The organism is Thiocapsa sp., assembly GCF_018399035.1.
GTDB lineage: Bacteria > Pseudomonadota > Gammaproteobacteria > Chromatiales > Chromatiaceae > Thiocapsa.
Genome location: NZ_CP073760.1, coordinates 4,252,283 through 4,265,636 on the forward strand (window position 1 = coordinate 4,252,283; position 13,354 = coordinate 4,265,636).

Here is a 13,354-nt window from a genome sequence, read left to right on the forward strand (position 1 = left end):
GCCCGCTCTAGTCACCGAGATCCCCCCAGAGCGCCTGGATGACGGCGATGGCGGCGAGCGGGGCTGTTTCGGTCCGCAGGATCCGCGGCCCCAGGCGCACCCCCTCGAAACCCCGAGCCCGAGCACTCGCGCGTTCGCGCGGACTCAGCCCGCCTTCCGGGCCGATCAGCAGGGTGATCCTCGCGCCCGGCGCAGGCAAGGCGGTCAAGGGCCGATCCGCCTCGGGGTCGAGCAGCAGTCCGCCGCCCGCGTGCGTGCTCAGCCAATCCGAAAAGGTTGTCGCAGTAGCGAGTTGCGGCAGGCGTCGCCGCCCCGACTGCTCGCAGGCCCCGATGAGGATGCCGCGCCAATGATCCAGACGCCGCTCGAGTCTCGGGCCGCTCAGCTGAACTTGGCTGCGCTCGGTGAACAGCGGCGTGATGCGGCCCACGCCGAGCTCGACGGACTTCTGCAGGGCGTAGTCCATCCGCTCGCCTTTGGAGACGCCGAGCGCGAGGTGGATGTCCAGCGGCGCGATCGGCTCCGGCGCGCCGGGCGTGCCGACGCGCACGCGCGTCGCGCCGCGCTCGGCTCGGGTGATCTGCGCCGGATAGTCGGCCCCGTCGCCGTTGAACAACACCAAGGGCGCATCGGGCGGCAGACGCAGGACTTGGGTGAGGTGACGGGCTTGAGCCGACGGCAGCTCCAGGGCCGCGCCGGGCTCCAAAGGCAGGTCGACATAGACGCGCGGGATTCGCATCGACGCGACGTCAATCCGCTCCGGGCCGGGAGTCCGCGTCATCACGTCCCCGAGCTCGCCAAGCACCGACGACGAGCAGCGCCCAACCTGCAAGGAGGAGCACGCCGCCGATCGGGGTGATCATCCCGATCGCACGCTGATCCGTCAGCACGAGCACAAAAAGGCTGCCGCTGAACAGCAGGATGCCGACCAGAAAGGCCCCGGCGGCCCGGTGGACGAGCCCATCATCGGGCCGCTGCAGCAGCCACAGCCCGCAGGCCAGGATCGCAAGCGCGTGCAGGCCCAAATAGTCCGTCGCGGTGGCCCAATTCGCCAGTCGCTCCGGGCTCACGAGGTCACGCAGACCGTGTGCCCCGAAGGCACCCAAGGCGACCGTAACGAACCCGCAGACCGCGCCGGTCGTCAACCAAATGCGTGGTCGATTCATCTGCTTTTCGCTGTCCATGCGTTTCGCTGCCGATCCAGGGGGCATCGCAATCACCTGATAAGACAAATTTATGAAAGCAGGCCAAAATTCTGTTTTGACCGCGAGGGGGGCAGTCTCTACCCTCAGCTCAGCTTATCGATCGGCCGAGCCGACGCAAAGAATACTACCCCGATCGTGGATGTGAAGGGCACGGAAAGCGCGATGGGATTCCGGATATCGACCGACTGAATCGGGCCGGTGCCGCATCCGGGTCTCGGGTCCGACCGACACCGGATGGATTACAGATTGATCGACGAGGAGAACTGGACATGCTTCGTCAACGCGGTCCATGACAAAGAGACTAAGACCTGGACCTGCGTCAAGCGCGCCCATGTCGATTCAGTTGACAAGACAAACAGTTCAAATAACGAAGCCAACCGGGCCTTGTGCCCCGAGTCGGCTCGCCATTGACCGGACGCCGCAAGGCGTCCGGTTTTTTTGTGTCCGGCGTAGCCAGGGCAATCGCATCAGATAATTAAGATATACTTTTAGACATGGAATCATGTCTCCGCCACAATACGCAGATTTTTCTCGCGTATGAGGCTGCGACGATGGCGACACCGGAAACCGATTCTTCTCTCTTGGGCCACTTCAGCGTGCTGGAAGACCCGCGCGACGCGCTGCGACGCCGGCACAACCTCCTCGACATGGTGATCATCGCGATCGCGGCGACGCTCGGCGGCGCCGACGGTTGGGTGGCCATCGCCCAGTTCGGCCGCTCGAAGGAAGCGTGGTTTCGGCAATTCCTGGAGCTGCCCAACGGCATTCCGGCGCACGATACCTTCGGGCGGGTGTTCGCGCTGCTGGCGCCCGAGGCGTTCGAGACGTGTTTCCGCGCCTGGGTCGCCTCGATCCGGACGGTCATCCCGGGGGAAATCATTGCCGTGGACGGTAAGACACTGCGCCGTTCGCACAACCGGGCGAAGGGTCTGGCGGCATTGCATCTGGTCAGTGCGTGGGCGACCGCCAACCGGGTGGTGCTCGGGCAGGTCGCCACCGACGCCAAATCCAACGAGATCACCGCCATTCCTCAGTTGCTCGCGCTGCTGATGCTCAGGGGCGCCATCGTCACCATCGATGCAATGGGATGTCAGACGAAGATCGCCGAGCAGATCGTCGACCAAGGTGGGGACGATGTGCCGGCTCTGAAAGGCAACCAGGGCGTGCTGGCCGCAGAGGTGGAGGATGCCTTCATCGAGGCCGACGCCAAGGACTATGCCGGGGTCGAGAGTGAAGCGCTCGAAACCGTCGAGCGCGGCCACGGCCGGGTGGAAACGCGCCGCTATCGCACCCTCGGCGAGCTGTCCGGCGTACCGCGCAGCGCGTTGTGGAAGGGCATGAACATGATCGGTATGGTCGAGTCCACGCGCGAGAGCGCCGGGAAGATCTCGCGGGAAACGCGCTTTTTCATCGGCACCATCGGCACCGGTGTCGGGGACTTCGCGCGCGCCGTCCGTGCTCACTGGGGTGTGGAGAACGATCTGCATTGGAGCCTCGATGTGGCCATGCGCGAGGACGACTGCCGCGTGCGCGAGACGCAGGCCCGCGAGAACCTCGCGGTGTTGCGCCATATCGCCCTGTCGCGGCTGAAGAACGACAGCACCAAGCTCGGCATCCGGAACAAACGTCTCAAGGCGGGCTGGGACGAGCGATACTTGGAAAAGCTCCTCTTCGAGCGGCCACGGACTGCCGGGCAGAGCGCTCAATTAGGTCATACTAATATTAGCCGCGGTTGATGCGATTGCCCTGGCGCCGTAGCCGTTCCCGAGTGTGGGTCGGACTTCAGTCCGACACCGCCCTTGTTCGCGTTCGCGCGTGGTGGCACATTAGGCCTGTGACCTCCAGCGTTGCCCTATAGGAGGCATTGACCACCGCACCGGACGATCGCACACGCGCACGTGTGATCGTCGAGACATTCGAGCGGCCGGAAGCGCCCCAGCGCCTTGAAAGGGATTGCTGTTCCGTATCCCGAGACATCGTCATTCGTCTTAATGTGTCGGTGCTCTTCATCGAAATACCGGTGTCCACCGCCGATGCGGTCGACTGAGTACACATGAACGACACCAACACGCTTTCACATCATGACCTTGCTGCCATGCTCGCCGACCGGCTCGGCGCGACCGCAGCCCTCGTCGAGGCCGTCCGGGGCGACGCCGCGCTGCTTGCCGCCACGGTCGACGCCGCGGTGCGCACCGCCGAATCCATCCGCAACGGCGGCACACTCTTCATCTGCGGCAACGGCGGCAGCGCCGGCGAGGCCACCCACCTCAGCGGCGAGCTGATCGGTCCCTTCCTCAACAAGACACGCCGCCCCATCCCGGCCGTCGCGCTGGGCTTCGACACCAGCGCCTTGACCGCGGTGGCCAACGATTTCTCCTTCGCCGAGATCTTCTCGCGCCCGCTCGCAGCCTTGGCCCGGCCCGGCGACGTGCTCTGGGCGCTCTCCACCAGCGGTCGCTCACCCAATATCGTCCGGGTTCTCGAAACCGCCGCCGAGCGTCGGGTGGTCAGCGTACTCCTCACCGGCGCACGACATGCCGATCTTGTCGCGCCCGCGGATCTCCTGCTCTCGGTTCCATCGCGCGAGACGCCTAGGATTCAGGAGCTTCATCTGGTTCTCGGGCATTTCCTATGCGAGGCCGTCGAGGCGCTGGCGTGTTGAGCATCCGAGCTGCGCTCAATCGTGAGATGGCTGTGGGTCGTGTCTGTCGTTCGCGACAGTCAGTAAGGTAATGGACAAGCGGATTTGAGGTTCCCCCGAAATTTAGTCTTCCAAGGGTGACGTAGACTGTCAGTCACACTGGAGACGATGATGCAGAAGATTCCGAAGCAAGAGTACACCGCCGAGTTCAAGGAACAGGCGGTCAAGCGGGTCAAGGACGGCAAGAGCGTAAGCGCGGTGGCCAAGGAGATGGGTCTGGTCGAGCACTGAAGCCGCGCATGACGGCCGATCTCGTCGACGACGCGCTGACCATGGGTTGGTTTCGGCGCAAGCCGGCCCCGGGGCCCCGCGCCGCGTTGGAAAACCATGACGAGAGTCTCGCCCTTTCGCGCAGAAAAGGCGCTATCCTTAATCACGGCAGAAGTCGATTGTCACTGGCTGACGGCTTCGTGGAACGCGGCCGGGCAAAACCTCGCCTCGCTCGCGTTAAAAATGATTTACCTGCGCGAACACCGAAGCCTCGGCGTATGGATGGCCGACTCTGTCGAGGATCGAAAGGATGCACGAACCCGATGCCTGAAGCTTGCAGAGAAGGGCCGCCGGCGTTCCCGCTCAACCCCAAGCCCGTCACCACCAGGAACTGGTCGGCTGGGTTTTTTTGAAATCAGAGGATATCTCCAATGACGAAATCATACATGGCGCAGGCGTCTATAGGCGTCTTGATGCTGGGCGCTGCGTTAGGTTCGGCATCTGCGGTCGAATCTCTTGGACCCAATGAGGTCATCGCAGCGGTATTATGGACAACTAGCGGTGATGCTGCATTCGAGGATACCGATGACACCGGACTGAAGGATGTGTTGCAACCCAATCCAAGCGATGATGTCTTCCATACAATTTCGGGGCGTACGCTGTCCTTGTTGATTCTGGATGTGGTGAACCCCGGCTATCGAACTATCGCGGTCGATGACATAGATCCCTTTTGGCGGACCGAGTTCAATTTCGAAAGCATCTCGTTTGATGAATCTGCAATCCCGGCTGAAGGCACGAGTGCAAGCATCCCGTATCTCGGTCAATACGGCACCGACTTCACGTTTGGAACGGCCTTCTCCAGCTCGACCGGGATCATCGAAGGCTTCGCGTTTCCAGTTACGTTCGGAAGCCCGGACGTAGTCGACTTCAATCCGAATATCGAGATCGCGGGCAGGTCGGCCGCGATCGATTGCTGCCAAGCGACCGACATCAGAGGCATCACCTACGGTACGCCGAGCACGGAAGGTCTCTGGCTCGATACCGACGGTGACAGTATCGCGGATAGCAATGTTGATGCGTTGCTGGCTGGCAATGGGCTCCCGGCCGGCGATATGAGTTTGACGGTGACAAATATGTCATTTAATTGCAGCATGTTGCCCCACCTACGCAATGAATGCATTTCCGCGCGAGGGCAGGTTATGACGACGACGTTTGCGATCCCCCTCCAGTTCGTGCCGCCGGCTCCGGACCAGTGCGATCTTAACGAAGACGAAAGATTCGGCGTTGCCGACATCAGGATGTTTGTGCTCGGCTGCAGAAGCGGCACGGCGACCTGGGAATGCGACCTCGACGGAAGCGGACAATTCTCTGTGTCGGACGGGATTCGTTTCGTGCTGGGTTGCGGCCTCAAGCCGGATACCCAAGCCAACCTCGATGAAGCTTCCGCTCTGTTGAGACGCGCAACCGGACTGAGTCGTTAATCTCGTAACGAGTGCTCCCTGAGCTTGCGGCGGTGGGGTGGGTGCGGGAAGCCTTGCGGACGAGCGCACAGATCGTCTATGCGGACCGGCCCGCACCGAACCTCTCCGGTCGCCGAGACCGGAGCCGGTATCAGCCGTATCAGGATTCAGGCGGCCGCACTCGGCCTGGCTCGTGGGCGAGAATGATCCAGCACCATCCGTCATGTTGTGGCGGTTAGGACTTAGGCGAATTCCGGAAACCTTCATGCCAAGGACGTAGGTTGTGCCGAGCCGTGCGAGGCACAACCAACCGTCGGCGCAAGTTGTGCTTCCTATCGTCAGCACAACCTACGGGTATGGAAGTTTGCGGAAATCGCCTTAGCCGTGCTGCTCGAACGCTATCGCCCCGCGAGCAATCGCCCTACGCAGCTTAACGCCTCGATGGTTGTGTTCACGGCCGTTGGCTCGGGCCGCGCCGAAGGCGACGAGAGCACTTCCAGGTATGGTTTTATTTTCGAAACCGCGCGATACTTAACCACAAAGCTAGGCCACGTATCTCCACATTCCAAGCTCGAAGTCCACATGGCCTATGCGGCGATTTGTGCATTTTCGCGCCGTTCGGCCTCAAGAATATGCTTGAATGTCATCCACTGATGGCGCCAATCTAGGGCGTCTGTCTTCGGGCTCGGCGGGCTGCTCGGTATCGGCTAGTCGCGTGCTAATAGGGTCGCGTTTTTCTCGAGGCCGTAGCATCGCGACGTAAAGAGGATGGCAAGCCGTTTCGCCGAGGCTCAACATTTAATAAATGATCGGAGTATTCCGTATGTTCGATGACATTGAAGAAACACTGCGAGATATCATTTCAAAAAGTCTCAAGGTCGACAAGGATTTAATCCAGAAAGACTCGTCTCTCGAGGACTGGGGCGGCGACTCGCTCGACTTCATCGAAACACTTTTCGCGATCGAAACACAGTTCGATATCGGCTTGCCGGATGTCGGGGGAGGTCGGGATCTCAATTTCGAGAAATTGGCCAACATGGTCCGGGAGCAGGTTGCCAAGCGCTCATGAGAAGTCACCGTAGGGTTGTCGTCACGGGCATCGGCATGATTACCCCATTCGGGGTCGGTCGCACTGTTTTTTGGTCGCAAGCGTTGGCAGGGAGCTCAGCCACTCGATTGATTCAAGGGTTCGATCCTGAGCCATATCGTTCGCAAGTCGTGGGAGAATGCTTGGATTTCGATCCATCAAGTGTCGTGGATTCGTCCGAAGTTCGCCGCTACGACCGATTCTCCCTATTCGCCATGGCTGCGGCCGACGAGGCTCTCGCGGACAGCTGCCTTAGTCCGTCTTCGGAGCGGACCGGTGTCGTGATGGGCACGGGGATGGGAGGGGCCGCAACCACTGATCTCCAGTACGAAGCGATGCGTACGAAGGGGCGCCGATTCGTGAATCCGCTCACCGTACCTATGGCGATGCCGAACGCCGCTGCGGGACACATCGGCCTTCGCAACCGTTTGCGAGGCCCGTCCCTGACGATATCGACCGCCTGTGCGTCGGGTGCCAATGCGGTCGGCGAAGGACTGCGAATCATTGCGCACGGATACGCCGATACGATGTTGGTCGGCGGGGTCGAGGCTGCAATTAACCCCGGTTTCTATACGGTCTGGGACGCATTGCGTGTGATGGCGAAGAGAAACGAAGATCCGGCAGGTGCGTCGCGTCCCTTTAGTCTTGATCGCACGGGCTTCGTGATGGCAGAGGGCGCAGCGGTTCTGGTCTTGGAGGAACGCGAGCAAGCCATCGGGCGGGGCGCTTCGATATACGCGGAAATCACCGGATACGGCGTCACGAACGATGCCTATCATGTCACTCGGCCCTCCATGGAAGGGGAAGCGAACGCGATTCGGTTGGCGATGAGCGATGCAGGGGTCGTCCCGGCCGACGTCGATTACATCAATGCGCATGGGACAGCAACTGCAGCCAACGACGTCTCTGAAACCAATGCGATCAAGGCAATCTTCGGCGAGCATGCGGAGAAGATTCCGATCTCGTCCACGAAGTCGATGATCGGGCATAGTATCGGCGCTGCCGGTGCAATAGAGTTCGCAGCGACCTGCATGACGATTCGCGAACAAATTATCCTTCCTACCATCAATCTCGAGACGCCTGACCCGGACTGCAACCTGGATTACGTCCCCAACCGATCGAGATCGGCAGAGATCGAAGTCGCGATCTCCAACTCGTTCGGGTTCGGGGGTAATAATGCAATCCTCGTCGCTCGCAAACACCGGTAACCTGCAGATACGATAGCGGTCGTTCTCAGTAATCCTCTTATACGACGCGAACGCCGGAATTGGCCCGGAGCCTCGCTCCGCTCTGATTGAAGGTTGTTCTCGTTTGAATCCGGTTCGGCGGGACTTTAGTTTGCTTAATGCAACTGCTGGCGAAGCAATTCTTTTTCGAGGCTTTTATGAAAGACGTTTATATCACACGCACCAGCTCATACCTGCCGAACGCTCCGGTCGGCAATAGTGATATCGAGTCGGTCATCGGCCGATTGAAAAAGCAGCCGGAACGCGTGAAGCAGTTTGTTTTGGCAAACAACGGGATTCAGACTCGATACTACGCCATCGACCCGAAAACCGGGAGAAAGACGCACTCCAATGCTCAGCTTGCGAGCGAATCAGTTACTGCCCTCCTGCGGGATGCCGGTCTAAAACTGGAGCAGATAGAAGGCTTGGCGTGCGGGACATCTTCGGCTGATCAACTGATCCCCTCGCATGCCAATATGGTGGCCGGAGAGTTGGGGATGCCACCGGCCGAGATTGTCTCGACGGCAGGTGTTTGCGCATCCGGGATGTCTGCTTTCAAATACGCTTACATGGATGTCGCGCTGGGTCATGCGCGCAACTTCATCGTGACCGGGTCGGAATGTGCGTCGGCCTTCATGGAGGTCAAGCAATACGAACCATTGATCGATGCGCTTCACGCCGATCCCGACGCTGTGCCGATGGTTGCATTCGAGAAGGAGTTTCTACGTTGGATGCTGTCGGATGGCGCAGGCGCGGTTCTGTTGGAGCCCGCGCCGCGGGTCGGCGCGGTCAATTTCAAGGTCGAGTCTGTTGCCTTGAGGTCGTGGGCGGGAAGCCTTCCCGTGTGCATGTATGCCGGGATGAATAAAAGCAAAGATGGTGATCTGACTTTCTGGTTCGATGAAGATGACCGAAGCCAAATCCCCCAGAAAGGCTACCTCCTCTTGCAGCAGGACGCCCGGGTGCTTGAGGCTCACATGGTGGATGTTGCTGTACAGGGGCTGACTTATCTCATCGAAGAGCAGGGTTTCGATGTCGATCGCGTCGACTGGTTTTTGCCGCATTTGTCCTCCATGTATTTCAAGGATGTCTTGATGGAGCAGTTCGAAGCGAACGGCGTGAAGCTTCCGGAGAAAAAGTGGTTTACAAACCTCGCGGACAAGGGAAACACCGGATCGGCATCGATCTTCATCATGCTCGATGAACTTGCGAGATCGGGGCGCCTCCAGAATGGCGAAACGGTTTTCTGTGCCGTGCCGGAGAGCGCTCGTTTTACCATGGCCGGGATGCTGTTGACCGTTTGTTGACATGCGTGGTGCGGTGAATTCGTCGTTACTTGATGGATGCGATCCCTCTTCGGATAACAGTATGCCCATCCAAAAACCGGCGATAACGAATGCATGTCCAAATTCGGTCAGGATTGCGGAAATCCTGTCCACATTGCCACATCGATTTCCGTTCCTTCTGGTCGATCGAGTGGTGGACTATCAAGCCGGTCGTGCGCTTGAGGCGCGCAAGCTTGTGACAGCAAACGAACACTATATGGCAAGCGAATCGCAATTCTTTCCGTCTGTTTTGATTGTCGAGGCGATGGCCCAAGCCACAGGGATCCTCGCCGTACTCAGCGCCGAGGAGGTTTCTGCCGACTCGCGGTTTTTTTTAATCGGTGTTGATCGGACATCGTTTTCGGGGCATGTCGAGGCCGGGGATCAGTTGGCGATTCAAGTGCGCGTTTTGCGGATCACCCAAGGAGTGGGAAAATTTCAAGCGGAAGCGAGTGTCGGTGGTGTCCAGGTGGCGATTGCGGAGCTGATGTGTGCGGCTCAAATCTAGAGTGGTTTCCCGAAAAGAGTATACTGTCGATGCGACTGGTTTCGCCCGGGAGGGGCTCGCCCATTACACAGGCCACCCAAACCTCGGGGCACTCGTGACACCGCTCCGCGTTGTCACGCATGTCCTGCGGCGCTCTGCGGCATCTGCCACCGTGGCCTAAATTACGAACGAGGCTCCCCTGAGCACATGGACGAGAGGCGTGATTTCATCCGTCGGTACCGCCCCCTTTCAGATGGCCTCCAAATCATCCTCTGCGCTCGTCCGATCCCGAGCAGTCGAAGAAGCCCGCTCACCACTTCGCGGCGATGTATGCTGTTACCTGTTGACCTCTGAGCATCACTATGATGAATTCGTGTAACGAGACTGCCGAGGAGTCGCCGTCATGAAAGACGGTTCGGATGCGGTTGCGCTGGGAATAAGCGAAGCCCTGACGCGTGCGGAGAGGAAAGCGCGTAGCGCGCGTACGCGGCGAAATGTCACGTTCCTGCTCATCTTAGTGTGCCTCGGTACCGCCGGTTACTTCGTTTTCAAAGGCAGCGAAGGAGATACGCTCTATACTACGGCGAAGGCAATAAAAGGGGATCTGAGTCTTACCGTGACAGCGACCGGAAGACTTCAGCCCGTCAACCAGGTCGATGTCGGAACCGAGGTCTCGGGTACAATTCAGTCGGTCGAGGTCGATTTCAATGATCGTGTCGTTGCGGGGCAAATTCTGGTTAAGTTGGATACCGAGCAATTGGAGGCAGGGTTTCGGCAGTCAAAAGCCTCTTTGAGCTTGGCGGAAGCTGGGGTTATGGAGGCAAATGCCACGCTGACCGAAACCGGCAACCGCCTGAAACGAATCAGAGATCTCATCGGGAGGGACCTCTCGACAGAAGAAGAGTTGGATCGCGGGGTCGCGGCGTTTGCGAGGGCTGAAGCCGGGCTGGCCGTAGCCCAAGCAAAGGTTGAGCAGGCGCAGGCCCAACTTGACGCCGATCGGCGTGCTCTCGAGAAGGCGATCATTCGTTCGCCGATCGACGGTATTGTCCTGGAGCGGCGGGTGGAGTCCGGACAGACCGTGGCAGCAGCACTGCAAACACCAATCCTGCTGGTCCTGGCAGAAGATTTGCGGGAGATGGTTCTACACGTCGACATCGACGAGGCAGACGTCGGGCAGGTCCTTGCGGGACAGCAGGCAACCTTCAGCGTCGACGCATATCCCGACAAGGAGTTTCCGGCCGACATTCGGCAGGTTCGATTCTCCCCAAAGAGCTTGGACGGCGTCGTGACTTACGAGACGCTGTTGAACGTGGATAACGAGGAGCTCTTGTTGATGCCCGGGATGACGGCGACGGCGGAGATCGGCGTTGCACGTTTCCGCGATGTCTTGCTCGTTCCGAACGCCGCACTTCGCTTCAGTCCGCGGGAAGACGTCAGTAAAGCTGTCTCGAAGCCTTCGCTGTTCAATCGGTTTGCCGGCCAAGCGCGAGAGAAGCCGCCTTCTCCCATCCGGGACGATGCCGCCAGCGATAGTCGCCTGGTTTGGGTGTTGGAGTCAGGAGTCCCCGAAGCGGTTCCCGTTCAAGTCGGGGTGTCGGATGGTGTCGTCACCCAAATTCTCGACGGGAATATCAAGCCGGGGGACGATTTGGTGGTCAGCATGTCGACTTCGGTGCTCTGAGACGTGGCCTCGGTTGCGAGCGCGGTGGATATGGTCCCGGTCATTGAGCTGCGTCAGGTCACACGGATTTACGGGCGAGGCGAGGCGACCGTGCAGGCGCTTCGGGGTGTCGACTTGACGATCCGAGACGGCGAGTTTGTTGCCGTCATGGGGCCGAGCGGTTCGGGAAAGTCGACAGCGATGAATATCCTGGGGTGCTTGGATTCGCCGTCCTCCGGTGCGTACCTGTTTCGCGGGACCGAAGTCGGCAATTTGTCGCGCGACCAGCGGGCCATTCTCCGACGCGAGTATCTCGGCTTCGTATTCCAGGGATACAACCTTCTAAGCCGAACTTCCGCGATCGAGAATGTCGAGCTGCCTTTGATCTATCGACGTGTGCGTGTGCACGAACGTCGACGGCGAGCGCGCGAGGCATTGAGGGCCGTCGGGCTGTTGAACTGGGAGCATCACACTCCCTCGGAGATGTCCGGCGGACAACAGCAACGCGTTGCGATTGCACGGGCCTTGGTGAGCGAGCCGCTCGTGCTGCTCGCCGATGAACCCACGGGTAATTTGGATTCGGCTCGAAGCCGCGAAATCATGGAGTTGCTGACAGAGCTGAACAAGGTTCGCGGTATCACAGTGGTCATGGTTACTCATGAGCACGATATGGCGGAATATGCGACTCGCATTGTTGAGTTCTTCGACGGGCTCGTCGCGAAAGACTTCTCCAGCGAGGGTGCGACCTGATGCTCTGGAGCAGCTTCGTGCTCGCCGGGAGGGCTGTTCGCCGCAATGTGCTGCGTTCGTTTCTCACCGTTCTCGGAATCGTGATCGGCGTTGCTGCCGTCATCATTATGGTCATCCTTGGTGGAGGCGCTACCCTCGAGGTGCAGCGTCAGATCGAAAGCCTAGGAAGTAATCTCTTGATCTTACGGCCGGGGCAGCGCGTTGGTCCGGGTGTCCTGTCCGACGCGAGATCCTTTAATCTGGACGACGCGACAACTCTGCGCAACGAAATCCCTGGCTTGGATGCGGTTGCCCCGGCCGCATCGTTGCCGATGACGGCGGTGGTCGGTAATCGGAAGCGAGCGACCAACGTCACCGGCAGCGATAATGCGTATTTTACGGTGCGGAACTGGACACTGGTTTCGGGTCGCTCCTTCACCGAAACCGAGCTTCGTGCGGGTAAGGCGGTGTGCGTGATCGGTGCGACCGTTCACCGCGAATTGTTCGGTCAGGAGGATCCAATCGGATCGCGCATCCGCTTGAGAAGGGCCTCATGCGACGTCATCGGCGTGCTTGAGGCCAAGGGGCAAAGCAGCGTTGGGCTTGATCAGGACGACCTCATTCTTATCCCGCTCAAAACACTTCAGCGGCGCTTCACGGGAAATCAAAACGTCGGTCTAATCTACGCCTCCGTGCGTGCCGGAGATTCGATCGATCTCGCAAAGGCCGATATCGACCGACTCATGAAGGAGCGCCGGCTGATCTCCCCAGGTGATCAGTCCGATTTCATGGTCATGGATATGCGCGAGATCTCCGGACTTCTGACAACGACGACCAAGATACTGACCGCCCTATTGGGTGCGGTTGCATCGGTCAGCCTGTTGGTCGGCGGTATCGGTATCATGAATATTATGCTCGTGTCTGTAACCGAGCGCACTCGGGAGATCGGCATTCGGTTGGCGATCGGGGCTCAGGAGGACGAGGTGATGCTGCAATTCCTCGTCGAAGCCGTCGTGCTCTCGACACTCGGTGGATTGATCGGCATTGTCTTGGCCATTGGCGTCTCTGTTTGGCTGGCCGCTCTGCTGAACCTGCCTTTTGTATTCAACGTCGGAGTCGTTGTCTTTGCCTTTCTATTTTCGGCGGCCGTCGGCATCGTGTTCGGCTATTTTCCGGCCCGACGTGCTGCACGCTTGGACCCGATCGAGGCATTGCGACACGAATAAAGGTTGCGTGGGGCGTTGGTAACGTCCGGCGCGTA

General features: G+C 59.5%; 13 protein-coding genes and 1 pseudogene. 12 read left to right on the forward strand and 2 right to left on the reverse strand.

What is annotated here, in order from left to right; genetic code table 11:
* Nucleotides 1-7: 7 nt before the first annotated feature.
* Nucleotides 8-739, reverse strand: coding sequence for a 16S rRNA (uracil(1498)-N(3))-methyltransferase (locus tag KFB96_RS19435; protein ID WP_213460591.1), 732 nt, complete (start codon nt 737-739; stop codon nt 8-10).
* Between the two features lie 10 nt (nt 740-749).
* Nucleotides 750-1,166, reverse strand: a complete 417-nt coding sequence (locus KFB96_RS19440; RefSeq protein WP_213460592.1) for a DUF423 domain-containing protein — start codon at nt 1,164-1,166, stop codon at nt 750-752.
* Between the two features lie 590 nt (nt 1,167-1,756).
* Here KFB96_RS19440 and KFB96_RS19445 point away from each other — a divergent pair.
* The 12 genes and pseudogenes from KFB96_RS19445 (at nt 1,757) to KFB96_RS19500 (ending at nt 13,319) form a co-directional block, all read left to right on the forward strand.
* The gene (locus tag KFB96_RS19445; protein WP_213460593.1) at nt 1,757-2,941 is read left to right on the forward strand and encodes an ISAs1 family transposase; all 1,185 of its coding nucleotides are present in this window, start codon (nt 1,757-1,759) and stop codon (nt 2,939-2,941) included.
* 128 nt (nt 2,942-3,069) lie between these two features.
* On the forward strand, nt 3,070-3,252 hold the full coding sequence (locus tag KFB96_RS27010; protein ID WP_300970531.1) for a hypothetical protein: 183 nt from the start codon (nt 3,070-3,072) through the stop codon (nt 3,250-3,252).
* Nucleotides 3,253-3,258: 6 nt separating this feature from the next.
* Nucleotides 3,259-3,867, forward strand: a complete 609-nt coding sequence (locus KFB96_RS19455; protein ID WP_213460595.1) for an SIS domain-containing protein — start codon at nt 3,259-3,261, stop codon at nt 3,865-3,867.
* Between the two features lie 150 nt (nt 3,868-4,017).
* Nucleotides 4,018-4,125 (forward strand): annotated as a pseudogene (locus KFB96_RS19460) (transposase); the annotation flags it as partial.
* A 422-nt stretch (nt 4,126-4,547) separates the two neighbouring features.
* Nucleotides 4,548-5,597 (forward strand): hypothetical protein, encoded by a 1,050-nt coding sequence (locus tag KFB96_RS19465; protein ID WP_213460596.1) that lies wholly within the window; start codon nt 4,548-4,550, stop codon nt 5,595-5,597.
* Nucleotides 5,598-6,399: 802 nt separating this feature from the next.
* The gene (locus tag KFB96_RS19470) at nt 6,400-6,645 is read left to right on the forward strand and encodes a phosphopantetheine-binding protein (protein WP_213460598.1); all 246 of its coding nucleotides are present in this window, start codon (nt 6,400-6,402) and stop codon (nt 6,643-6,645) included.
* A complete protein-coding gene (gene fabF, locus KFB96_RS19475; RefSeq protein ID WP_300970532.1) occupies nt 6,642-7,871 on the forward strand; it encodes a beta-ketoacyl-ACP synthase II in 1,230 nt (409 codons plus the stop codon). Before KFB96_RS19470 ends, fabF begins: the two co-directional genes overlap by 4 nt.
* A 137-nt stretch (nt 7,872-8,008) precedes the next feature.
* Nucleotides 8,009-9,196 (forward strand): beta-ketoacyl-ACP synthase III, encoded by a 1,188-nt coding sequence (locus KFB96_RS19480; RefSeq protein WP_213460602.1) that lies wholly within the window; start codon nt 8,009-8,011, stop codon nt 9,194-9,196.
* A 61-nt stretch (nt 9,197-9,257) separates the two neighbouring features.
* A complete protein-coding gene (gene fabZ, locus KFB96_RS19485) occupies nt 9,258-9,722 on the forward strand; it encodes a 3-hydroxyacyl-ACP dehydratase FabZ (protein WP_213460604.1) in 465 nt (154 codons plus the stop codon).
* Nucleotides 9,723-10,104: 382 nt separating this feature from the next.
* The gene (locus tag KFB96_RS19490; protein WP_213460606.1) at nt 10,105-11,385 is read left to right on the forward strand and encodes an efflux RND transporter periplasmic adaptor subunit; all 1,281 of its coding nucleotides are present in this window, start codon (nt 10,105-10,107) and stop codon (nt 11,383-11,385) included.
* 3 nt (nt 11,386-11,388) lie between these two features.
* The gene (locus KFB96_RS19495; protein WP_300970534.1) at nt 11,389-12,114 is read left to right on the forward strand and encodes an ABC transporter ATP-binding protein; all 726 of its coding nucleotides are present in this window, start codon (nt 11,389-11,391) and stop codon (nt 12,112-12,114) included.
* Nucleotides 12,114-13,319, forward strand: coding sequence for an ABC transporter permease (locus KFB96_RS19500; RefSeq protein ID WP_213460608.1), 1,206 nt, complete (start codon nt 12,114-12,116; stop codon nt 13,317-13,319). Before KFB96_RS19495 ends, KFB96_RS19500 begins: the two co-directional genes overlap by 1 nt.
* The last annotated feature ends 35 nt before the right edge of the window (nt 13,320-13,354 follow it).

Bases quoted from the DNA above. Each gene is read 5' to 3' on its own strand.
- KFB96_RS19465 (WP_213460596.1), top strand. From the start codon at position 4,548: ATGACGAAATCATACATGGCGCAGGCGTCTATAGGCGTCTTGATGCTG.
- KFB96_RS19470 (WP_213460598.1), top strand. From the start codon at position 6,400: ATGTTCGATGACATTGAAGAAACACTGCGAGATATCATTTCAAAAAGT.
- fabF (WP_300970532.1), top strand. From the start codon at position 6,642: ATGAGAAGTCACCGTAGGGTTGTCGTCACGGGCATCGGCATGATTACC.
- KFB96_RS19490 (WP_213460606.1), top strand. From the start codon at position 10,105: ATGAAAGACGGTTCGGATGCGGTTGCGCTGGGAATAAGCGAAGCCCTG.
- KFB96_RS19455 (WP_213460595.1), top strand. From the start codon at position 3,259: ATGAACGACACCAACACGCTTTCACATCATGACCTTGCTGCCATGCTC.
- KFB96_RS19435 (WP_213460591.1), bottom strand. From the start codon at position 739: ATGCGAATCCCGCGCGTCTATGTCGACCTGCCTTTGGAGCCCGGCGCG.
- KFB96_RS19440 (WP_213460592.1), bottom strand. From the start codon at position 1,166: ATGAATCGACCACGCATTTGGTTGACGACCGGCGCGGTCTGCGGGTTC.
- fabZ (WP_213460604.1), top strand. From the start codon at position 9,258: ATGCCCATCCAAAAACCGGCGATAACGAATGCATGTCCAAATTCGGTC.
- KFB96_RS19445 (WP_213460593.1), top strand. From the start codon at position 1,757: ATGGCGACACCGGAAACCGATTCTTCTCTCTTGGGCCACTTCAGCGTG.
- KFB96_RS19500 (WP_213460608.1), top strand. From the start codon at position 12,114: ATGCTCTGGAGCAGCTTCGTGCTCGCCGGGAGGGCTGTTCGCCGCAAT.
- KFB96_RS19480 (WP_213460602.1), top strand. From the start codon at position 8,009: ATGCAACTGCTGGCGAAGCAATTCTTTTTCGAGGCTTTTATGAAAGAC.